Source organism: Azospirillum brasilense (assembly GCF_022023855.1).
Classification (GTDB): Bacteria; Pseudomonadota; Alphaproteobacteria; order Azospirillales; family Azospirillaceae; genus Azospirillum; species Azospirillum brasilense_F.
In genome coordinates this window covers 594908-616391 of sequence record NZ_CP059452.1, presented here as the reverse complement: position 1 = coordinate 616391, position 21484 = coordinate 594908, and the positions used below count along the sequence as shown (strand labels likewise).

Below are 21484 nucleotides of genomic sequence, written 5' to 3'. Positions count from 1 at the left end.
CTTGATGGGAGAGGATGGGATCATGTTCGTATGCGTCGATGGTGACCGCACCACCCGCCTGCGCCAGTGGGCCTGGCTCGACATCGGTGCCGGGACGGGTCCCGGCGAACGCCGCCTCGTCGGCTGGAGCCTTACGGACGAGGCGTGGCTCGTTTCCGAGCCCATCGGCGTGGTCGCCACCAGCCCGCTGGGCCGTCCGCCGGGCTGGGCGGTGACCGACAACCACCGCCGGTATCTGCTCGAACAGCCCGGCCTGCCCCACGGGGACGAGCCGCTGGCCGCCATCGATTGCCTGCGGGCGAACGGCAGCCTCGACCCGACGGCCCCAATCAGCATCGTGCCCTGGCGGCCCGGCAAGTCCACGGCCGAACGCATCTTCGAGCGCCGGACGGCCTGATCGCGGCCTGATCGCGGCCTGATCGCGGAATGACGGGCTGCTGCGTGACGGAACGGCCTTTTTCCCGTTGAAAGCCTTGGTTGAGGCGGGAAGGGGTCGTTCACCATGCAGCAGCGCTGGCCGCAGAGGCTCTGGGTCGTCCGTCACGGGGAGAGCGCCGGGAACGTCGCGCGCGACGCCGCCTACGCCGCCGGGCTGGGGCGGATCGACATCGCGGAGCGCGACGTCGACGTGCCGCTCAGCCGCCAGGGGGAGCAGCAGTCCGAAGCGCTGGCGCGCTGGTTCGCCGCGCTGCCGCCGGGCGAACGGCCCGACGTGGTTCTGACCTCCCCTTATCTGCGCGCCCGACGCACGGCGGAGATCATCCACGCCGGGGGCGGCCTGCCGGTTGAACCCACGGAGTTCGTGGTGGACGAGCGGCTGCGCGAGAAGGAGTTCGGCATCCTCGATCGGCTGACCGGGCTGGGCATCGCGCAGGAGCACCCGGAGCAGGCGGAGTTCCGCCGCTTCCTCGGCAAGTTCTACTTCCGCCCGCCGGCCGGGGAGAGCTGGTGCGATGTGATCCTGCGGCTGCGCAGCGCGCTCGACACCATCAGCCTGCACCATGGCGGGCAGCGCGTGCTGGTGGTCAGCCATCAGGTCGTCGTGCTGTGCCTGCGCTACCTGTTGGAGGGCATGACGGAGGAGCAGATCCTCGCCATCGACCGCGAGGGCGACGTTGCGAATTGCGGGGTCACCGAATACGCCTTCGATCCCGCCCAGGGGCACAGCGGGCGGATGCAGCTTCGCCGTTACAACTTCGTCGCCCCGCTGGAGGTGGCCGGGGCGCCGCTGACCGCCGAACCCGACGCCAACGCGGCCGTCCGATGAGCAATTTTCCGATGAGCGACTCGATTCCGGTTACCCGCGACCTGCTGCGCTCCATGCCGCTTCCCCACCCCGGCGACGGCGCCGACAAGGACGGGCGGGGCCGGGTGCTGGTCATTGGCGGCAGCGTGGAGGTGCCGGGCGCCGTGCTGCTGGCCGGAACGGCGGCGCTGCGCGCCGGGGCGGGCAAACTCCAGATGGCGACCTGCCGCAGCGTGGCCCCGCATCTCGGGCTCGCCGTGCCGGAGGCCCTGGTGCTCGGCCTGCATGAGACGGCGGAGGGGGGCATCGCCCCTGACTGCGTGGGCACGCTGTGCGAGCGGGCGGCCCGCTGCACCGCGGTGCTGATCGGTCCCGGCATGATGGACAAGCTTGCGGTCGCCGACCTGACCGGCGCGCTGATCGGCGGGCTGGACGGGGAGGGCGGCCCCGTTCTGGTCATCGACGCGGAGGCGCTGATGGGGCTGGACAATGCCAACGAAGCGCTGTGCCGCCGCGGCGGGCGGACGATCATCACGCCGCACGCCGGCGAGATGGCCGGCCTGTCCGGAGTCAGCCGGGAGGAGGTGGAGGCCGACCCGCCCGCCGCCGCCCGCCGCGTCGCGGACCTTCACAAGGTCATCGTCGTGCTGAAGGGCGCCTGCACCCACATCGCCACGCCGGACGGGCACATGTGGGCCTATGATGGCGGCAATGTCGGTCTTGCCACGTCTGGATCGGGCGACACGCTGGCGGGCGTCATCGCCGGGCTGGCCGCGCGGGGCGCCGACCCGGCCCAGGCGGCGATCTGGGGAGTCCATCTGCATGGCGAGGCGGGCAACCGTCTGGCCCGCCGCGGCCCGCTGGGCTTCCTGGCCCGCGAGCTGCTGGCTCAGGTGCCGGAGATCATGGCCGAGCTGTCGGCCTAAGACCGCCGGTTTCAGAACATCAGCTTGGTGGCTTGGTAAAGGATGACCCAGGGAGCGGCGATCAGCCCGCCCCACAGGGCGACCAGCGGCAGGCCGCGCAGCTTCTTGGCCGGGGCCGGAGCGGTGAGGGGGAGCGGGAAGGAAGCGGTCTCGGTGGTGCCGACAGCGGGATTGTACTGGGACATGATGACCTGCCGATCTGTGTGTAAGGGCAGGATGCACGCCGATCTCTTAACGACGATTAAAGTCGGGGGTAGCCGCCGCGCGGGATTACGGCGTACCGCTGCCGGGTAGCGAAGCGCGTTCGAGTGGGCAATTTTGGGGATCTCTCTGGTGGCCTGATGAAAGGCACCCGGGTGCCTTGTGCCAGCCTGCGCGCTTTTCATTCGGACCGCGCTGCTGGCCGGCGCTGTGCGGCGGCTCACAAACTCTAAGATTTGTGGACGGCCGGGCCCGGCCAAGCGCCACTCGTCGTCCTGCGCCTTCTGTGTGAGAAAACGGAACCGGATCAGCCGCATCCCGCAAGGGTGAGGCTGATCCGGTTCCCGGCGTTTACTCAGGTCACTTCGCCAGCGTCTTGTTGAGCCAAAGGGCCAGCAACGTGCAGACCGCACCCGACAGCAGGTAGGCGCCGGCCGAGAACAGGCCGTAGTTGGCAGACAGCACCAGCGCCACCAGCGGCGCGAAGCCCGCCCCGAACAGCCAGGCGAGGTCCGAGGTGATGGCCGCGCCGGTGTAGCGGTAGCGCTGGGTGAAGCCTGACGCGACCACGCCGGACGACTGGCCGAAGGACAGGCCCAGGATCACGAAGCCGACGATCATGAAGACCAACTCGCCCAGCGGCCCGCCGTTCAGCAGCAAGGGCGCCACGCCGCTGAACACCGCGATGGCCGCAGCGCAGCTTCCCAACAGGGTGCGGCGGCCGATGCGGTCGGCGATCCAGCCGGAGGCGATGATGGCCCCCAGACCGAAGAAGGCCCCGACCACCTCGATCAACAGGAAGTCCGCCGGCGTGTCCTGCGTGTAGAGGAAGATCCAGGACAGCGGGAAGACGGTGACCATGTGGAACAGCGCGAAGCTGGCCAGCGGGGCGAAGGCGCCCAGCACGACGCGCATGCCCTCGTTGCGCAGCATCTCGGTCACCGGGACCGGCTGAAGCTCGCGGCTTTCGAACAGGTGGGTGTATTCCGGCGTCACCACAATGCGCAGCCGCGCGAACAGCGCCACCACGTTGATGGCGAAGGCCACGAAGAACGGGTAGCGCCAGCCCCAGCTGAAGAAATCCTCAGCCGACAGGTTGCCGGCGAAATAGGCGAAGAGGGCGCTCGCCACGATCAGCCCGATGGGGGCGCCAAGCTGCGGAATCATCGCGTACCAGCCGCGGCGGTTCTCCGGCGCGTTCAGCGCCAGCAGCGAGGCGAGGCCGTCCCAGGCGCCGCCCAGCGCCAGGCCCTGGCCGATGCGGGCCGCCGCCAGCAGCCAGATCGCCGCCGCGCCGATCTGCTCGTAGCTCGGCAGGAAGGCGATGGCGACCGTCGAGGTCCCCAGCAGGAACAGGGACAGGGTCAGCTTGGCGCCGCGCCCGTGGGCACGGTCGATGGCCATGAACAGCATGCTGCCCACCGGGCGGGCGACGAAGGCCAGCGCGAAAATCGCGAAGGACCACAACGTTCCGGTCAGCGGGTCAAGATAGGGAAAGACCAGCTTCGGGAAGACGATCACCGAAGCGATGGCGTAAACGAAAAAATCGAAGAATTCGGACGTCCGTCCGATGATGACGCCAATCGCGATTTCACCGGGATTCACCCTGTGGTCGCGGGCATTGACCAGCCTTGCGTCCCGTTCGGTCGCCGTGGTCGATGATCCCATGGTCCCCCCACCGTCTGGCAATTGCGTCAGAGGGAATTAAATAGGCACCGCAACGGCATTCTGCCACGCCCATGGACGCATTGCCTTGATGTGCGTCAATGGCTGCGCGGAATCGCGGCGCATTGGACAAATTGTCCAATGTCCGACCCGGCCCGTGGGGGTTAGCTCTTCGCCCAAATCCAAAGCGAACCCCTGCTGACAGGTCCTGCCTTGACCCGTTTCCGCGCCTTGGCCCTCCTGCCGCTGATGGCGGTTTTGAGCGGCTGCAACCTTGTGGTGATGAGCCCGTCCGGCGACGTGGCGAGCCAACAGGCCAACCTCATCACCATTTCCACCCTCCTGATGCTTCTCATCATCATTCCGGTGATGGTGCTGACGGTGCTGTTCGCGTGGCGCTACCGCCAGTCGAATAGCACGGCCGACTACGACCCGGATTGGGACCATTCGACGCAGTTGGAGCTGGTGATCTGGGCGGCCCCGCTGCTCATCATCATCTGCCTGGGCGCCCTCACCTGGATGGCGACCCACCTGCTCGACCCCTACCGCCCGCTCGACCGCATCGCCGCCGGGCGCCCGGTTCCGGCCGACACCAAGATGCTCGACGTCAACGTCGTGGCGCTCGACTGGAAGTGGCTGTTCATCTACCCGGAATACGGCATCGCCACGGTGAACGAGGTGGCCGCCCCGGTGGACCGCCCGATCCGCTTCAACATCACCTCCTCGACGGTGATGAACTCCTTCTACATCCCGGCGCTCGCCGGGCAGATCTACGCCATGGCCGGCATGGAGACGAAGCTGCACGCCGTCATCAACGAGCCGGGCAGCTACAAGGGCTTCTCCGCCAACTACAGCGGCGCCGGCTTCTCGCACATGCGCTTCACCTTCCACGGTCTGGCCGCCGACGGCTTCGACAAGTGGGTGGCGGACATCAAGGCGGGCGGTGGCAAGCTCGACCGCGACGGCTATCTCCAGCTTGAGCGTCCCAGCGAGAACGAGCCGGTGCGCCGTTACGGCGCTGTCGACTCGGGCCTGTTCAAGGCCATCGTTGGGATGTGCGTCGAGCCGGGCAAGATGTGCATGCACGACATGATGGCCATCGACGCCAAGGGCGGCCTCGGCCTGGCCGGCATCGACAACGTGATGCCGCTGATGCACGACAAGCTGTCCCGCCGCGGCACCGCCGTTCTCGGCCCGGCGCCGGTCTATGTGGCGGGCATCTGCTCGACCGAGGAACTGACCGGCCGCGCCGTCGAGTCGTCGCTCGGCGTGCTGAACGCTCCCGCCGACGAGTCTCCGATTTCCGGCGCGGGTCTGCCGCGCTCCTCCATCACGCCGATCTCCGCGCCCGCCTCCGTGTTCGGGCCGCGGCTGACGGCCAATCCCTGAGCGGCCAACCGCCATGCTAGACACATCGACCGTCGCCACCCATCCGCTCTTCGGGCGTCTGACCCTGGAGTCCTTCCCCTATCACGAGCCCATCGTGGTCGCGACCTTCGTCGCGGTCGTGCTGGGCGGCATCGCGCTCGTCGCGGCGCTGAGCTATTTCCGGTTGTGGGGGCTATCTCTGGAAGGAGTGGTTCACCACCGTCGACCACAAGCGCATCGGCATCATGTACATGGTGCTGGGCCTGATCATGCTTCTGCGCGGTTTCGCCGACGCCATCATGATGCGCCTCCAGCAGGCCATCGCCTTCGGCGGCAGCGAGGGCTACCTCAACGCGCACCATTACGACCAGATCTTCACCGCCCACGGCGTCATCATGATCTTCTTCGTGGCGATGCCCTTCGTCACGGGCCTGATGAACTACGTGGTGCCGCTGCAGATCGGCGCCCGCGACGTGTCCTTCCCGTTCCTGAACAACTTCAGCTTCTGGATGACGGTGGGCGGTGCGGTGCTGATCATGGTCTCGCTGTTCGTCGGCGAGTTCGCGCGCACCGGCTGGCTGGCCTATCCGCCGCTGTCCAACATCGCCTACAGCCCTGAGACGGGTGTCGACTATTACATCTGGGCGTTGCAGATCGCCGGTGTCGGAACAACATTGTCCGGCATCAACCTGATCTGCACGATCGTCAAGATGCGCGCCCCCGGCATGACCATGATGAAGATGCCGGTCTTCACCTGGACGTCGCTCTGCACCAACGTGCTGATCGTCGCCTCCTTCCCGATCCTGACCGCCACGCTGGTCCTGCTGTCGCTGGACCGCTATGTCGGCACGAACTTCTTCACGAACGATCTCGGCGGCAGCCCGATGATGTACGTGAACCTGATCTGGATCTGGGGCCACCCGGAAGTCTACATCCTGATCCTGCCGGTCTTCGGCATCTTCTCCGAAGTCACCTCGACCTTCTCGGGCAAGAAGCTGTTCGGCTACACCTCCATGGTCTATGCGACGGTGGTCATCACGATCCTGTCCTACCTGGTGTGGCTGCACCACTTCTTCACCATGGGGTCGGGCGCCAGCGTGAACTCGTTCTTCGGCATCACGACGATGATCATCTCGATCCCGACGGGTGCGAAGATCTTCAACTGGCTGTTCACCATGTACCGCGGCCGCATCCGCTTTGAGCTGCCGATGATGTGGACCGTCGCCTTCATGCTGACCTTCGTGGTCGGCGGCATGACGGGCGTGCTGCTGGCCGTCCCGCCGGCGGACTTCGTCCTGCACAACAGCCTGTTCCTGATCGCCCACTTCCACAACGTCATCATCGGCGGCGTGCTGTTCGGCCTGTTCGCCGGCATCTACTACTGGTGGCCCAAGGCCTTCGGCTTCCGGCTCGACCCGTTCTGGGGCAAGGTCTCCTTCTGGTGCTGGGTGGTCGGCTTCTGGGTCGCCTTCATGCCGCTCTATGTTCTGGGCCTGATGGGCGTCACCCGCCGCCTGCGCGTGTTCGAGGACCCGTCGCTCCAGATCTGGTTCCAGATCGCCGCGGTGGGCGCCGTTCTGATCGCGGCGGGCATCGGTGCCTTCCTCCTCCAGATCGCCGTCAGCGTCTGGAAGCGCCGTGAGCTGGTCGACCGCACGGGCGACCCGTGGGACGGCCGCACCCTGGAATGGGCGACCTCCTCGCCGCCGCCGGACTACAACTTCGCCTTCACGCCGATGATCCACGACAACGACGCGTGGTGGGACATGAAGAAGCGCGGCTACAAGCGTCCGCTGGGCGGCTACAAGGCGATCCACATGCCCAGCAACAGCGGCACCGGCGTGATCCTGGCCGGGATCAGCGTGGTCCTCGGCTTCGCCCTGGTCTGGTACATCTGGTGGCTGGCGGCGGTGAGCTTCGTCGCCCTGCTGGCGGCGGCCATCCACCACACCTTCAACTATCACCGCGACTTCCACATCCCGGCGGACGTGGTGGTGCGGACCGAGAACGAGCGGACCCGTCTCCTCTCCGGGCAGGTGTAAAGCATGAGCACGACCCTGACAGCCGAGCGGCCCCGCAGCCAGGCTCCGGTGTTCCACGTTGTGGACGAGCACGCGCACCCCGAAGGCTCCAGCACCATGCTGGGCTTCTGGATCTACCTGATGAGCGACTGCCTCATCTTCGCGGTGCTGTTCGCGACCTACGGCGTGCTCGGCGGCAACTACGCCGCCGGGCCGTCGCCCAAGGACCTGTTCGACCTGCCGCTGGTGGCGCTGAACACCGCCATGCTGCTGTTCTCCTCCATCACCTATGGCTTCGCCATGCTGGCGATGGAGAAGGGGCGGGTGTCGCAGACCCAGCTGTGGCTGGCGGTGACCGGCCTGTTCGGCGCCGCCTTCCTGGCGATCGAACTCTACGAGTTCGCCCACCTGATCCACATCGGAGCGACCCCGCAGCGCAGCGCCTTCCTGTCGTCCTTCTTCACGCTGGTCGGCACCCACGGCCTGCACGTCACCTTCGGCCTCGTCTGGCTGGTGACGCTGATGGTGCAGGTCAACAAGCGCGGCCTGATCCCGGCCAACCGCCGGCGCCTGATGTGCCTCAGCCTGTTCTGGCACTTCCTGGACGTCATCTGGATCGGCGTCTTCACCTTCGTCTATCTGATGGGAATGCTGCGATGAGTTCTCACGCCGAACATCATTCCGGGCACCATGGGGCCGGGCATCACGACCACGGCCATGGGGAGCACGAGGGCGCCCACGGGACGCTCGGCAGCTACCTGATCGGCTTCGTCCTGTCGGTGATCCTGACGGTCATTCCCTTCTGGCTGGTCATGGACGGGACGATCCTGGACAAGAACATGACCGCGATCGCGATCATGGCGCTCGCCGCCGTCCAGGTCGTCGTCCACATGATCTTCTTCCTGCACATGAACGGACGTGCGGAAGGCGGGTGGACTATGCTGTCGATGATCTTCACGATCATCGTCGTTGTCATCATGCTGGCCGGTTCGCTGTGGGTGATGTACCACCTGAACACCAACATGATGCCGATCCACGACCCGAGCCAGTTGCCGTGACTGGCACGGCGACCCCCCGTCCGCGCCGGGGGCTGATCCTTCTCGGCGTCCTGGCGCTGGCGGGGGTCGCCGTCTTCACGTCGCTCGGCGTCTGGCAGGTCGAGCGGCTGTTCTGGAAGCTGGACCTGATCCAGCGGGTGGAGGAGCGGGCGCAGGCCGCCCCCGTTCCCGCCCCCGGCCCGGAGGACTGGCCAGCCGTCACGGCGGCCAGCCAGGAATACCGGCGGGTCGGCGTCACCGGGCGTTTCCTCAACGACAAGGAAACCCTGGTCCAGGCGGTGACCGAACGGGGCGGCGGCTTCTGGGTGCTGACACCCTTGCGCACCGACCGGGGCTTCACCGTCCTGATCAACCGGGGCTTCGTGCCGCCCGAGCGGCGCAGCACCGACAGCCGCCCCGACGGGCTGATCGATACGGACACCACCGTCATCGGCCTGCTGCGGGTGACCGAGCCGGGGGGCGGCTTCCTGCGTTCCAACGATTCCGCGCAGGACCGCTGGTACTCGCGCGACGTGGCGGCCATCGCGGCGGCCCGCGGCGTGACGGAGACGGCCCCTTACTTCATCGACGCCGAGGCCAGCCCGCCAAGCGGCCTTCCGGTCGGCGGGCTGACCGTCCTGAAGTTCCGGAACAACCACCTCGTGTATGCGGCGACATGGTTCGCCTTGGCGCTCATGCTGATCGCCGCGTCGCTCTATGTCGCGCGCAGTGAACGGCGCCGCCGGGGTTGAAGAAGTAGTCTCTTTTTCTTCATGGTCTTTCGGCAGGAGGGAAGTGGTTCCTCGTGGACTCTTCCACCCGGCTTTTTTGTGCTGACAAGGCCACCCGGAGTTCATGGCAAGGCTGCCAAGCCGGGGTATCGTGCCCATATGAATGGGGACCGAAGGAAGCCGGCGAAGGGCCAGACGTTTTCCGTGCGCGACACCACCGACAAGAAAAACCTGTTCCTGCTGGTGCAGTTGCGCTGGCTCGCCGTCGCCGGACAGGTGGTGACGATCCTGATCGTGCACTACCGGATGGGCATCACCCTGCCGCTCGACCAGATGGGCGCGGTGATCCTGTTTTTGGTCGCGCTGAACATCGCCAGCGTCCTGCATCTGCGCCGCCAGACGTCGGTGTCGAACACACAGCTGTTCCTGGAGCTGCTGATCGACGTGTCGGCCCTCACGGTGCAGCTCTACCTCAGCGGCGGCGCGTCCAACCCGTTCATTTCGCTCTACCTGCTGCAGATTACGCTGGGGGCGGTGCTGCTGGAGGCGTGGTCGGCCTGGGCGCTGGTGCTGGTCGCCACGGCCTGCTTCACCTTCCTGATCGGCGCCTACCGCCCGCTGGCCCTGCCGCCGGGGCTGGAGGGGCTTCTGCTGGGGCTGCACATCCAGGGCATGTTCCTGTGCTTCGTGCTGACGGCCAGCCTGATCGTTCCCTTCATCACCCAGATCACCCGCAACTTGCGCGCCCGCGACGCCCATCTGGCCGATCTGCGCCAACGCTCCATGGAGGAGGACCACATCGTGCGCCTCGGCCTGCTCGCCTCCGGCGCCGCGCACGAGCTGGGGACGCCGCTCGCCACGCTGTCGGTGATCGTGAACGACTGGCGGCGGATGCCGGTGGTCAAGGGCGATCCCGACATGGCCGAGGACATCGCCGAGATGCAGAACCAGATCGACCGCTGCAAGGCCATCGTGTCGGGCATCCTGCTATCTTCCGGCGAGGCGCGGGGGGAGGGCACACTGCGCACCACCGTGACCGCCTTCCTCGACGATCTGGTGGAGGAATGGAAAGACAGCCGCTCCCCGGCCTGCGTCGATTACGACAACAGCGTCCGCTCGCGGGAGGGGATCATCTCCGACCTCGCGCTGAAGCAGGTGATCTTCAACGTCCTGGACAACGCGCTCGAGGTGTCTCCCGGCTGGGTCGGCATCGCCGCCGGGCGGCAGGGGGACAGCCTCGTCCTGACCGTCAACGACGCCGGCCCCGGCTTCGAGGAGCGGATGCTGGCGGAATTCGGCAAACCCTACCGGTCGAGCAAGGGACGGCCCGGCGGCGGGCTGGGCCTCTTCCTGGTGGTCAACGTGGTGCGCAAACTGGGCGGCTCGGTCGCCGCGCGCAACCGCCCCGGCGGCGGCGCCTCCGTCACCATGACCCTGCCGCTCGCCGCCCTGTCCGCGGGAGAGAGCCATGGAGATTGACCGTTCCCTCGTGCTGGTGGAGGACGACGCGGCCTTCGCCAAGGTCCTGCGCCGCTCCTTCGAGCGCCGGGGCTATCAGGTCTACTGGTGCGACAGCCTGGACGGGCTGCGGACCCTGCTGGAGACGGTGCCTTTCGCCTACGCGGTGGTGGACCTGAAGCTGGGCAACGGCTCCGGCCTGGAATGCGTTCGGGAATTGCACGCCAACGACCCGGAGACGCGGATCGTCGTCCTCACCGGCTTCGCCAGCATCGCCACGGCGGTCGAGGCGATCAAGCTGGGCGCCTGCCATTACCTCGCCAAGCCGTCCAACACCGACGATATCGAGGCGGCCTTCGAACGGACGGAGGGCGACCCCTCCATCGCGCTGGGGGCGCGGGCGACCTCGCTGAAGACGCTGGAGTGGGAGCGCATCCACGAAACCCTGGCGGAAACCGGGTTCAACATCTCCGAAACCGCCCGCCGCCTGGGCATGCACCGGCGCACCCTGGCCCGCAAGCTGGAGAAGAAGCAGGTGCCCTGAACGGGCGTTCCCCTGTCCAGTCGGTCAAAGGATGCGCATGGCCGCTGGACAATGGCCGCCACTCCGCCCATTTTTCACGGCCTGTTACAGTCGTGTGTCATACGCAGCAGCAAGGAGCAGTGTGAAGTGTCTCTTTCCACGTCGAGCAGCAGCCCCTCCGATCCGCGGACCGAGGCCCGCCGTCTTTTGACGGACGCCATCTCCACGTACCTCCAGTCGTGCAAGGATCTGGCTGCTGCGACCGAACGCGCGACCGAGACGAGCGGCAGCATCGACACCCAGGCCCGCCGCAAGGCTTACCAGACGCTGACCGAACTGGGCGATCAGGTCCGCCTCGCGCAGCGCCGCCTCGTCACCGCGGCCAAGCAGGCCCGCCGGGTCATGCCGGTGGCCGAGATCGAAGAGGTCGCCAAGAAGCTGGACAAGCGTGACACCACGGAAAGCGCCGCCGTGCTGGTCAAGGCCGCCCTGGTCAATTGACTTGGTCAACTGACGTCTGTTGGGGCATGGCTCGCCTGTTCGGCATAGTCGAATCCGCCGGATTGGCGGGAATCGCCGACTTTTTGCGGGTCACAGCGTCGCGCCCGGTCGATTCCGGGCGGGAGCATCTTGCGCGCTGCCGCCCGGCAGGGTAGGTCAGAGGCGCCTGGAGCCCTGGAACATGCTGGGGTTCCGCCACGAACAAGGGGAATTTGGGAATGACGAAGGCCGATCTCATCGACGCGATCGCCGGCAAGCTGGGCGGCACGAAGGCCGACGCCGGCAAGGCGCTGGACGCGGTTCTGGAGAGCCTGCAGGACGCGCTGGTCAAGGGGGAGACGGTCAAGCTGCCGGGCTTCGGCCAGTTCGAGATCGCCGAGCGCGGCGAGCGCACGGGCCGCAACCCGCAGACCGGTGCGGAGATCAAGATCGCCGCCTCCAAGGCGCCGAAGTTCTCCGCCGGCAAGGCCCTCAAGGACGCCGTCAACGGCAAGGCCGAGTAACGGCGCCGATTTGCCCCTCTCCCTCCCGGGGAGAGGGGATTTCACCACCCGCTCAATGCGGGTTCGCCGGTCCCGGCGTGGCGTCGGCCAGCCAGCGGCCGAGCGGGTCGTCCGTATCGCTGCCCGTATCGTTTGACGCCTCGCTCCAGCCCGGCGGGACGCCGTCCATGTTCGGCAGGCGGTGGGCGATGCCCTTGTGGCAATCGATGCAGGTGCGCTGCCCGCTGAACAGATATTGCTGGTGGATGCGCGCTGCCCGCGCCCCCTGCTTGGTGATGTCCATCGATTCCGCGCTGTGGCAGTTGCGGCATTCCAGGGAATTGTTGGCTTTCAGCCGCGCCCATTCATGCTCGGCCAACTCGCGCCGCTTCTCCACGAACTTATCGCGTGTGCTGATGGTGCCGAAGATCTTGCCCCAGACCTCCTTTGACGCCTGCATCTTGCGGGCGATCTTGTCGGTCCAGTTGTGGGGGACATGGCAGTCCGGGCAGGTCGCCCGCACGCCGGAACGGTTGGTGAAGTGGATGGTGGTCTTCAACTCCTCGAACACGTTGTCCCGCATCTCGTGGCAACTCGTGCAGAACTTCTCGGTGTTGGTAACCTCCAGGGCGGTGTTGAAGCCGCCCCAGAACATCACGCCGGCCAGGAAGCCGCCCAGCGTCAGGAAGCCGAGGCTGAGGTAACGGCTCGGCCCCGCGATGATCCGCCAGGGCCGCAGCAGGAAATCGGGCAGCTTCATCGCCGGTCACCCCCGTCCGACGGGCGGCTGATGAGGCTGTCCATGTCCCTGAAGGTGTTCGGGACGATGGGCTGCGCCACGGTCTGGGGGACATGGCACTGCGTGCAGAAATAGCGGCGCGGCGCCACCGCGCCCAGGGTCTGGCCTTCGCGGTCGACGTAGTGGGTGATGCTGATCATCGGCGCCTGGGTGGCCCCGGTGAACTGGCGGCTGTGGCAGGTCAGGCACTGGTTGTTGTTCAGGCTGATCTGATAATCGCGGATGTTGTGCGGGATGACCGGCGGCTGTTCCGGATAGTTGCGGGCGACCCGCCGGTCATCGGTGACGTCGGCGGGGATCGGCGGGGCCGGGTCCTCGTCGGTGAACTGGATCGGCGGGCGGAAGGGCTCCCGGACCTGTCCGGTTCCCTGGGCGGCGAGCAGTGCCGGCACGAGACAGGGCAGGGCCGCGGCCAGCACGAGCATGAGATGGCGGCGCATGGTTGCGGTCCTCCCTCAGACGGCCACGATCTTGACGGCGCACTTCTTGAAGTCCGTCTGCTTGCTGATCGGGTCGGTGGCGTCGAGCGTGCATTTGTTGATGAGGCGCGCCGAATCGAACCAGGGCACGAAGACCACGCCGCGCGGCGGCCGGTTGCGCCCACGCGTCTCGACCCGCGTGCGCATCTCGCCGCGCCGCGACATCACCTTGACCTCCGAGCCGCGGCGCAGGCCGCGCGACTGCGCGTCGTCCGGGTGCATGTAGACCAGCGCCATCGGCATGGCCTTGTAGAGTTCGGGCACCCGCATGGTCATGGAGCCGGAGTGCCAGTGCTCCAGCACGCGCCCCGTGACCAGCCACAGGTCGAAGTCCTTGTCCGGCGATTCCGCCGGGGGTTCGTAGGGGAAGGCGAACAGGTTGGCCTTGCCGTCCGGATTTCCGTAGAAGCGCACCCCCTCGCCCTTCGGGACGTAGGGGTCGAGCCCCTCCCGGTAGCGCCACTTCGTCTCCTTGCCCTCGACCACCGGCCAGCGCAGCCCGCGCACCTCGTGATAGGTGTCGAAGGGCGCCAGATCGTGGCCATGGCCGCGCCCGAAGGCGGCGTACTCCTCGAACAGGCCTTTCTGCACGTAGAAGCCGAACTCCTTCGACTCCCGGTTCTCGTAGGCGGGGTCCAGCTCCGACACGGGGAAGCGATCGACGTTGCCGTTGCGGAACAGCACGTCGAACAGGGTCTTGCCGCGGAAGTCGGGATTGGCGTCCAGGATCTCCTTCGGCCACACCTCGTCGGTGGTGAAGCGCTTGGAGAACTCCATGAGCTGCCAGAGGTCCGAGCGCGCCTCGCCCGGCGCGTTGACGAGCTGGTGCCAGAAATGGGTCCGCCGTTCGGCGTTGCCGTAGGCGCCCTCCTTCTCCACCCACATGGCGGCGGGCAGGATCAGGTCGGCGGCGGCGGCGGTCACCGTCGGGTAGGCGTCCGAGACGACGATGAAATTCTCTGGATTGCGGTAGCCGGGGTAGGTCTCGTTGTCGCTGTTGGGCGCCGCCTGGAGGTTGTTGTTGACCATGATCCAGTAGGCGTTGAGCTTTCCGTCCTTCAGCATCCGGTCCTGCAGGACGGCGTGATAGCCGATCTTGCCGGGCAGCAGCCCCTTGGGAATCTTCCAGCCCTCCTCGACGTGGGAGCGGTGGGTGGGGTTGGTCACCTGCATGTCGGCGGGCAGCCGGTGGGCGAAGGTGCCGACCTCGCGCGCCGTGCCGCAGGCCGAGGGCTGGCCGGTCAGCGAGAAGGGGCTGTTGCCCGGCTCCGAGATTTTTCCGGTCAGAAGGTGGATGTTGTAGACCATGTGGTTCACCCACACGCCGCGGACGTGCTGGTTGAACCCCATGGTCCACAGCGACATGACCTTGATCTTCGGGTCCGCGTACATCTCGGCGAGCGCCAGCAGCCGCTCCTTCGGGACCTTGCTCAACTCCGCCACCTTCTCCAGCGTGTACTCGCTGACGAATGTGGCGAACTCGTCGAAACTCATGGGCTTGGAGTCGGTCGGGTCCTTGGCGTTGGCGGCGCGCACCTCCAGAACGCTCTCGGGGCGCAGGCCGTAGCCGATGTCCTTCTGGCCGAGGCGGAAGCTGCAATGCTTCTCGACGAACTTCTTGTTCACCCGCCCGGTCTGGATGATGTGGTTGGCGATGTAGTTCAGGATGGCCAGATCGGTCCCCGGCTCGAAGATCATCGGGATGTCGGCCAGCTCGAAGCTGCGGTGCTCGAAAGTGGAGAGGACGGCCACCTTCACGTGGTTGTGGGCCAGCCGCCGGTCGGTGATGCGGGTCCACAGGATGGGGTGCATCTCCGCCATGTTGGAGCCCCAGAGGACGAAGGCGTCGGCGTGCTCGAAATCGTCGTAGCAGCCCATCGGCTCGTCCATGCCGAAGGTGCGGATGAAGGCCACGGCGGCCGACGCCATGCAGTGGCGTGCGTTGGGGTCCAGATTGTTGGTGCGGAAGCCGGCGCGCATCAGCTTGGACGCGGCGTAGCCCTCCCAGATCGTCCATTGGCCGGACCCGAACATGCCGACGGCGTCCGGCCCCTTCTCCTTCAGGACCCGCTTCCATTGGCGGGCCATCTCGTCGAAGGCCTCGTCCCAGGAAACCGGGCGGAATTCCCCATCCTTATGGTACTTCCCGTCGCGCATGCGCAGCAGCGGCTGGGTCAGCCGGTCCTGCCCGTACATGATCTTGGATAGGAAATAGCCCTTAACGCAGTTCAGGCCGCGGTTGACCTCCGCCTGCATGTCGCCGTGGGTGGCGACGACGCGGTTGTCCTTGGTGGCGACCATGACGCTGCATCCGGTGCCGCAGAAGCGGCAGGGCGCCTTGGACCAGGTAAGCTGGGCGTCCTCGCCCGCCACCATGGATTGTTGGGCCATGGCGGGCAGGCTGATGCCCCCCGCCGTGGCGGCGGCCGCGACCGCCTGCGCCTTGATGAAATCCCGCCGGTCAAGCATGGGTTCCTCCCCCTTCTTCTTGACGAATGTGAAATCCGGACGCGTCAACGCCGCGCCGTGTCGACCTTCTCCGCGGTCCGGGCCGCCATCGGCTCGGCGTGGTGGAAGACCATGACCGCCGACATCACGCCGGGCATCAGGTGGATCGCGGTCATGCGGTCGGCGATGCGGCCCTCGTGGGGGCCTTCCACGGTCACCACCATCCGGCCCCGCTCCTCCGCATGGATCTCCACGTCGCCCAGCGCGGCGACGGCGGCCCGCACGTCGGGGCTTCGCTCGGGCCGCAGATGGACGAGGATGGAGGCGATGTGCCATTCCGCCGGTGCTTCGGCCAATCGGTCGTGGGCTTCAGGGTGCATGGGCGGTCTCCGGTCCGGGGTGCAACGTGACGGCGTCGGCGGGGCAGGCGGCCAGACATGCGCCGCAGCCGGTGCAGGAGTCGTCCTCGACCACGGGGACCGCCACGCCGCCGGGCGCCAAGGCGAAGCGGATGGCCGATTCCGGGCAGGCGTCGCGGCAACTTCGGCAGACGACACGGTTCATGGCGAGGCAGGATGGTCCAATGCGCACGGCCAGCGTCCAAGGGCTGGCGGCGACACGGTCGAAGACCGGCTCGGGGCAGGAATCGGCACAGGCCGCGCAGAAACTGCACTCGCCCCGCCGGAAATCGACCTCGGGAAAACCGCCGTCTCCCCGGTGGATGATCCCCTCGGGGCAGGCGGCGGCGCAGGCGCCGCAGCGCGTGCACAAGTCGGTGAAGCGCTCCGTCCGGGACCAGGGCGGGCGCAACGGTGCCGGCTCGGCGCGCCGCCGTCCGCGAAGAAAGCCTCGTCGCCCTAAGTCGACCGATTCATCGGCCATCGCGCCGTACCCCTCAGACCGGAGGCGGACCGGGCGGACCCATGATGAGTTGCGACATCCAGACCAGGAAGCCGTAGCCGCCCACGACGGCGATCGACAGGATCGGCCAGATCACCACCGCCAGAACAAGGAACATGGCGATTTCCCGCCGCTTCGCGCCGGGATCGGGCAGGGGCTGGCCGGCGGCGGCACGGGATGGGAAGCGGGCTGGGTCCGGTGAAGAGGCCGGAGAATGGCGGCGGCTCATGGCGGCTCCCGTTTTTGGCGGGCGATGGTGTTGCCGACAGCCGGGGAGGCGGTCGGACATCCCAACAACAGGTTGAGCGTCGCTTCTGTTCCATGCGGCCGAGCGTGCGATGGACACCACCCCGACGCGCCGCGGCATGGCCTTTGATACGGATGATTTGGGGCGTGAACTTTTTTTGAGGGTCCCCGGGATTAAGCGGGGCGCGGGATCGTAAACTGATTGAAGAGGGGATAAGGAGGTCGGACGGCCTTGGTGTGATTTGGGCCTCCGGATTGTTTATTTCCGATTCGTACAGGGCATACAGATTGGATCGACTACGAGGTTGCTGATGATCTGAAGTTCTGTAAGATTGGAACGGCCGTTCTTGGTGTAACGGCTTCTCCACTGTTGTGATCGTAAGTGAAGCGAACTCAATCAGAGGCCGCGCCTGCTTTGGCGCGGCCTTTTTTTTGTCATTTCCAAGTTATAGTACGAAAGTTTTGCTGCTTTGATGGCGCCGTTCCGTAGGACATACCTTGAACGATAGTTGCGACAGCGAGGATTAATTGTGCTGTGATTCCTGAAACGGATGTTGTGTTCCGCTGATTGTGTGGTATACCAAGTACGAAATGCGGAACACCAAGCCTCTCCCAACGGTGGCGGTGGTGCTCCCGCCAAAACGTGAAGGGCACGCAAGCCCCAGAGAAAAGGCAATGCGACAACAACCATCGGCCCCGCCCGGCTGAGTTGAGTGTTCGATCACCGCATTGGGGAGGAAGAGTAATGAGTCAGTCCATCGCTGCACCGCCTGGCGGCTCGCAGGCGCCCATTTCCGAAGGCGCGCGTTGGATGCAGATCGTCGTCGGCATCGTCTGTATGGTGGCGGCGGCCAACATCCAGTATGCCTGGACGCTGTTCGTGCCGGAAATCCAGGCCACCCATGGCTGGACCCGCGCCTCGATCCAGACCGCCTTCACCGTCTTCGTCGTCGTCCAGACCTGGCTGACCCCCATCGAAGGCTATTTCATCGACCGTTACGGCCCCCGCGTCATCGTCGCCTTCGGCGGCGTGATGACCGGCCTCTCCTGGATCGTCGACAGCTACGCCGGCTCGCTCGGCATGCTCTATGTCGGTTCGGCCATCGGCGGCATCGGCGTCGGCTGCGTCTACGCCACCTGCGTCAACAGCGCGATCAAGTGGTTCCCGGACAAGCGCGGCCTCGCCGTCGGCCTGACCGCGGGCGGCTACGGTGCCGGTTCGGCCCTGACCATCCTGCCGATCGCCAACATGATCCATTCCTCGGGCTATCAGGCGACCTTCTTCTGGTTCGGCCTGCTGCAGGGTGCGATCATCATCGCCGCCGCCTTCTTCCTGCGCGCTCCGCAGAAGGATCAGGTGAAGGCCTCGACCAAGGTCCTGCAGTCCCGCCGCGACTATACGCTCAAGGAAGCGCTGCAGACGCCGGTCTTCTGGGTCATGATGGTCATGTTCATCTGCACCGTCTCGGGCGGTCTGATGGCGGTGGCCCAGCTCGGCGTGATCGCCCACGATCTGGGCGTGAAGGAAGCCCCGATCAGCCTGTTCGGCATCACCATGGCGGCTCTGCCCTTCGCGCTGATGCTCGACCGCGTGATGAACGGCATCTCCCGTCCGCTGTTCGGCTTCATCTCCGACCACATCGGCCGTGAAGCGACGATGTTCATCGCCTTCACCTTCGAAGGCATCGGTATCCTGATGCTCAGCCGCTTCGGCCACGACCCGATCATGTTCCTGATCCTGTCGGGCATGGTGTTCCTGGCCTGGGGCGAAGTGTACAGCCTGTTCAGCGCCACCTCGGCGGACACCTTCGGCACCAAGCACGCGGCGAAGATCTACGGCGTGCTGTACTGCGCCAAGGGCGTCGCGGCGCTGCTGGTCCCGCTGGGCAACCTGCTGATGGAAGCCACCGGCACCTGGGCGACCGTGCTCTACATCTGCGCCACCATGGACCTTATCGCGGCCTTCTGCGCCATCGCGGTCCTGCGGCCAATGCTGCGCCGGCACCATGCCCGCAACGCCGAACTCGCCGCCCAGCAGGGCACGGGTCCGGTCACCGCGGCAGCCAGCCCGTAACCTCCGCTCCGGCGGACCGACCGAAAGGGGGCCACGCGCGTGGCCCCCTTTTCGGCGTTCCGGACGGCCTTGCGAAACGGGACGGGAGGGTGGAGCATGTCGGCGGAGGGGGCATTGACAATCGACGGCGGGGGCAGGGTATGGCAAAGGACGACGGCAGTTTCCGGCTGGTGGTCGCTTGCTCGCTGGGCGGGGTGGCGGTCAGCGTGGCCTTCGGCTCGCTGCTGCTGTCGCGCTGGGCGCCCCGGACGGAGAACACGGTGGTCGAACGGGCGATCCACAACATGGACCGGGAGACCTGCGAGCGTGTGCTGCACTCCTTCACGCAGCCGCAGCCGGTGGGCACCCGCGTACTGTGGCTGTGGGCGGAGGAATCGACGCCGGGCGTCTTCACCGGAGCGCCCTGGACGTCGCGTGTGACCGGGCCGGGCGTGCAGACGGCGGCGGCCGGGGCGGCTGGAGGGGGGAGCGGGGCGATGGCCGGCCGCTCCCCCCGTCCCTACGCCTTCGATCCGGCGTCCCAGGTGGCGCCGGACGCGGCCTGCTCTTTCCCGAACAACTCCCTGCACATCGTGTCGGTGGAGTATCCGCCCAGGCCCGACGCCGCTCCGGCAAAGGGCAAGCCGTAGAAAGGAAAAGGGCCGGCCGCGGGAAGCGGCCGGCCCTTTCCGGCAGGCGGTGCGCCGGATGGAAGCGCCGCCTTACTCCTCGCGCTGTCCCATGAGCTGCATCAGCATCTGGAAGAGGTTGATGAAGTTGAGGTAGAGCGAGAGGGCGCCCATGACGGCGAGCTTGGTGTTGCCCTCGTGCCCGTAGCCCTCGGCGTACTCCTCCTTGATGCGCTGGGTGTCGTAGGCGGTCAAGCCGGTGAAGATGACCACGCCGATGACCGAGATGGCGAACTGCAGCGCGCTGGAGCCGACGAAGATGTTGACCAGGCTGGCGATGACGATGCCGATCAGGCCCATCATCAGGAACGAGCCCATCTTCGACAGGTCGGCCTTGGTGGTGTAGCCCCACAGGCTCATCGCCGCGAACATCGCCGCGGTGATGAAGAACACCCGCGCCACGCTGGCCCCGGTGAAGACCAGGAAGATCGACGCCATCGACACGCCCATCACCGCGCAGAAGGCCCAGAAGAGCCCCTGCAGCGCGCTCGCCGACATCGCGTGGAAGCGGAAGGACAGCACCATGATGAAGGCCAGCGGCGCCAGCATCACCACCCACTTCAGCGGGGTCGTGAAGATCGGAACGTACAGCGCCGGCGTGCTCGCCACGAACAGCGCCACAAGCCCCGTCACGCCCAGACCGAGCATCATGAAGTTGTAGACCCGCAGCATGTGCTTGCGCAGGCCCTCGTCGAACGCCGCGCCGTAGGCCGGCGCCGCGCTGCCGAATTGGTTGCCGTAGAAGGGTCCGCTCATTGTCTCACCATGTCCTTCGGATGCTTATCGTTCGGATGCTTGTCGTTTAGTGCGTCTGCTTCAGAACCACGCCATGCGGGCGTCGCGGGCGTGGGCCAGGATTTCTTTTTCCGGCTGTTCGCCGCACAGCGCGTAGACCGTCGTCCCGACCTGCCAATAGGCGACCGAGACGTTGCCGATCCGCTCCGCCTGGGGTTCGGTGACGGCGAAGCGGTCGACCTCGCTGGCGAACAGCGTGATCAGCTCGGACCCGCCGTGGCGGTAGGCCGCCTGCACCGCGACCCCACCGTCCCAGGCCACCGTGCGCAGCCCGTCCGGCGCCTGCCCGATGTCGAGCTGCGGGATCGGCACCGCGACCTCCGGATTGGCGGGGGCGAGCCGGTTCACCAGGGAATTGGCGGCGTCAGCGAAGGGCTTGAAGTTGATCCCGCTGTGCAGCGCCTGCTGGTGGGTCTGCGCCGCGATGGTGATGTAGTGGGTGGCCGCGTGCGCCGTGGCGACGGGGTTGACCGACAGGGACGACACCGCGCTGTGCGCCGTCCAGCCGAGCCCGACGAGGCACAGCGCCGCCACCGCCCGCCGCCCGCGGCCCGAGCCCTTGGTGGCCCGCGCCCGGTTCATCAGCTCCGCCGCCGGGCGGCGCCACAGCGCGCCCCACTGCTTGCGCCGCGGCAGCGGCGCGCCGGCGCCGACCGCCGGCTGGGCCGGGGTGGAAGCCGGTTCGGCGGTGGGGGCGACGGCGGGTTCGGGGGCGACCATTTCGGCCGCCGCCTTCTCAATGGCCGGGCCGGCTATGAACAGGCGGATCTCGTCGCGCACCCGCATGTCGTGCATGACACGGGCGGCCTCGTCCGGATTGGCCTCCAGGTAGGCTTCCACCTCGATGCGGCGCTGCGCGTCGAGTTCGCCGTCCACATAGGCGTTCAGGTCGATGTCGCTGATCGGTTCGTTCATC

23 protein-coding genes and 1 pseudogene are annotated in these 21484 nt (G+C 66.8%); 14 read left to right on the top strand and 10 right to left on the bottom strand.

Features of this window, described 5'->3' with window-relative positions:
• Window positions 1-22 precede the first annotated feature (22 nt).
• From H1Q64_RS29250 to H1Q64_RS29240, 3 genes are all read left to right on the top strand, one after another.
• Window positions 23-397: a hypothetical protein gene (locus tag H1Q64_RS29250; protein WP_237907380.1), complete on the top strand. Its 375-nt coding sequence runs from the start codon at window positions 23-25 to the stop codon at window positions 395-397.
• A gap of 105 nt (window positions 398-502) precedes the next feature.
• Window positions 503-1267 (top strand): histidine phosphatase family protein, encoded by a 765-nt coding sequence (locus H1Q64_RS29245; RefSeq protein WP_237907379.1) that lies wholly within the window; start codon window positions 503-505, stop codon window positions 1265-1267.
• 11 nt (window positions 1268-1278) lie between these two features.
• Window positions 1279-2172, top strand: a complete 894-nt coding sequence (locus H1Q64_RS29240; protein WP_237907378.1) for an NAD(P)H-hydrate dehydratase — start codon at window positions 1279-1281, stop codon at window positions 2170-2172.
• 11 nt (window positions 2173-2183) lie between these two features.
• Here H1Q64_RS29240 and H1Q64_RS29235 read toward each other — a convergent pair whose 3' ends face one another.
• Together H1Q64_RS29235 and H1Q64_RS29230 are read right to left on the bottom strand one after the other, a co-directional pair.
• The gene (locus H1Q64_RS29235; protein WP_237907377.1) at window positions 2184-2357 is read right to left on the bottom strand and encodes a hypothetical protein; all 174 of its coding nucleotides are present in this window, start codon (window positions 2355-2357) and stop codon (window positions 2184-2186) included.
• 376 nt (window positions 2358-2733) lie between these two features.
• Window positions 2734-4041: an MFS transporter gene (locus H1Q64_RS29230; protein ID WP_145681965.1), complete on the bottom strand. Its 1308-nt coding sequence runs from the start codon at window positions 4039-4041 to the stop codon at window positions 2734-2736.
• Between the two features lie 210 nt (window positions 4042-4251).
• Between H1Q64_RS29230 and cyoA the strand changes: the two genes are divergently transcribed.
• The 9 genes and pseudogenes from cyoA to H1Q64_RS29185 all read left to right on the top strand — a co-directional run bounded on the left by cyoA (window position 4252) and on the right by H1Q64_RS29185 (window position 12180).
• On the top strand, window positions 4252-5427 hold the full coding sequence (gene cyoA, locus H1Q64_RS29225; RefSeq protein WP_237907376.1) for a ubiquinol oxidase subunit II: 1176 nt from the start codon (window positions 4252-4254) through the stop codon (window positions 5425-5427).
• 13 nt (window positions 5428-5440) lie between these two features.
• Window positions 5441-7448: pseudogene (gene cyoB, locus H1Q64_RS29220) on the top strand (cytochrome o ubiquinol oxidase subunit I).
• 3 nt (window positions 7449-7451) lie between these two features.
• Window positions 7452-8087, top strand: a complete 636-nt coding sequence (gene cyoC, locus H1Q64_RS29215) for a cytochrome o ubiquinol oxidase subunit III (protein ID WP_137142117.1) — start codon at window positions 7452-7454, stop codon at window positions 8085-8087.
• Window positions 8084-8485, top strand: coding sequence for a cytochrome o ubiquinol oxidase subunit IV (gene cyoD, locus H1Q64_RS29210; RefSeq protein WP_237907375.1), 402 nt, complete (start codon window positions 8084-8086; stop codon window positions 8483-8485). The genes cyoC and cyoD overlap by 4 nt, the downstream gene beginning before the upstream one ends.
• Window positions 8482-9216, top strand: coding sequence for an SURF1 family protein (locus tag H1Q64_RS29205; protein WP_237907374.1), 735 nt, complete (start codon window positions 8482-8484; stop codon window positions 9214-9216). The genes cyoD and H1Q64_RS29205 overlap by 4 nt, the downstream gene beginning before the upstream one ends.
• Before the next feature lie 183 nt (window positions 9217-9399).
• On the top strand, window positions 9400-10674 hold the full coding sequence (locus H1Q64_RS29200) for an ATP-binding protein (protein WP_419468872.1): 1275 nt from the start codon (window positions 9400-9402) through the stop codon (window positions 10672-10674).
• Window positions 10664-11197 (top strand): response regulator transcription factor, encoded by a 534-nt coding sequence (locus tag H1Q64_RS29195; RefSeq protein WP_237907372.1) that lies wholly within the window; start codon window positions 10664-10666, stop codon window positions 11195-11197. The genes H1Q64_RS29200 and H1Q64_RS29195 overlap by 11 nt, the downstream gene beginning before the upstream one ends.
• 126 nt (window positions 11198-11323) lie before the next feature.
• Entirely contained in the window at window positions 11324-11677 is a 354-nt protein-coding gene (locus tag H1Q64_RS29190; RefSeq protein ID WP_014241891.1) for a hypothetical protein, read from the top strand.
• A 218-nt stretch (window positions 11678-11895) separates the two neighbouring features.
• Window positions 11896-12180, top strand: coding sequence for an HU family DNA-binding protein (locus tag H1Q64_RS29185; RefSeq protein WP_014241890.1), 285 nt, complete (start codon window positions 11896-11898; stop codon window positions 12178-12180).
• Between the two features lie 52 nt (window positions 12181-12232).
• On the opposite strand, the gene H1Q64_RS29180 is transcribed toward H1Q64_RS29185, so the two are convergent.
• From H1Q64_RS29180 to napE, 6 genes are read right to left on the bottom strand one after another with little or no spacing between them, the layout of a single operon-like run.
• Entirely contained in the window at window positions 12233-12919 is a 687-nt protein-coding gene (locus H1Q64_RS29180; RefSeq protein ID WP_237907371.1) for a NapC/NirT family cytochrome c, read from the bottom strand.
• Complete coding sequence (locus H1Q64_RS29175; RefSeq protein ID WP_237907370.1) at window positions 12916-13398, bottom strand: nitrate reductase cytochrome c-type subunit; 483 nt, start codon at window positions 13396-13398, stop codon at window positions 12916-12918. The genes H1Q64_RS29180 and H1Q64_RS29175 overlap by 4 nt, the downstream gene beginning before the upstream one ends.
• 15 nt (window positions 13399-13413) lie before the next feature.
• On the bottom strand, window positions 13414-15906 hold the full coding sequence (gene napA / locus H1Q64_RS29170) for a periplasmic nitrate reductase subunit alpha (RefSeq protein WP_237907369.1): 2493 nt from the start codon (window positions 15904-15906) through the stop codon (window positions 13414-13416).
• 44 nt (window positions 15907-15950) lie between these two features.
• Complete coding sequence (locus H1Q64_RS29165; RefSeq protein WP_237907368.1) at window positions 15951-16265, bottom strand: chaperone NapD; 315 nt, start codon at window positions 16263-16265, stop codon at window positions 15951-15953.
• Entirely contained in the window at window positions 16255-16767 is a 513-nt protein-coding gene (gene napF / locus H1Q64_RS29160; RefSeq protein ID WP_237907367.1) for a ferredoxin-type protein NapF, read from the bottom strand. The genes H1Q64_RS29165 and napF overlap by 11 nt, the downstream gene beginning before the upstream one ends.
• A gap of 13 nt (window positions 16768-16780) precedes the next feature.
• A complete protein-coding gene (gene napE / locus H1Q64_RS29155; protein WP_237907366.1) occupies window positions 16781-17014 on the bottom strand; it encodes a periplasmic nitrate reductase, NapE protein in 234 nt (77 codons plus the stop codon).
• Window positions 17015-17776: 762 nt separating this feature from the next.
• Here napE and oxlT point away from each other — a divergent pair.
• Both oxlT and H1Q64_RS29145 read left to right on the top strand, forming a co-directional pair.
• A complete protein-coding gene (gene oxlT, locus H1Q64_RS29150; protein ID WP_237907365.1) occupies window positions 17777-19105 on the top strand; it encodes an oxalate/formate MFS antiporter in 1329 nt (442 codons plus the stop codon).
• A 140-nt stretch (window positions 19106-19245) separates the two neighbouring features.
• Window positions 19246-19734: a hypothetical protein gene (locus tag H1Q64_RS29145; protein ID WP_237907364.1), complete on the top strand. Its 489-nt coding sequence runs from the start codon at window positions 19246-19248 to the stop codon at window positions 19732-19734.
• Window positions 19735-19806: 72 nt separating this feature from the next.
• Here H1Q64_RS29145 and H1Q64_RS29140 read toward each other — a convergent pair whose 3' ends face one another.
• Both H1Q64_RS29140 and H1Q64_RS29135 read right to left on the bottom strand, forming a co-directional pair.
• A complete protein-coding gene (locus tag H1Q64_RS29140) occupies window positions 19807-20529 on the bottom strand; it encodes a Bax inhibitor-1/YccA family protein (protein ID WP_237907363.1) in 723 nt (240 codons plus the stop codon).
• Between the two features lie 60 nt (window positions 20530-20589).
• The gene (locus H1Q64_RS29135; RefSeq protein ID WP_237907362.1) at window positions 20590-21483 is read right to left on the bottom strand and encodes an anti-sigma factor family protein; all 894 of its coding nucleotides are present in this window, start codon (window positions 21481-21483) and stop codon (window positions 20590-20592) included.
• Window position 21484: the final 1 nt, after the last annotated feature.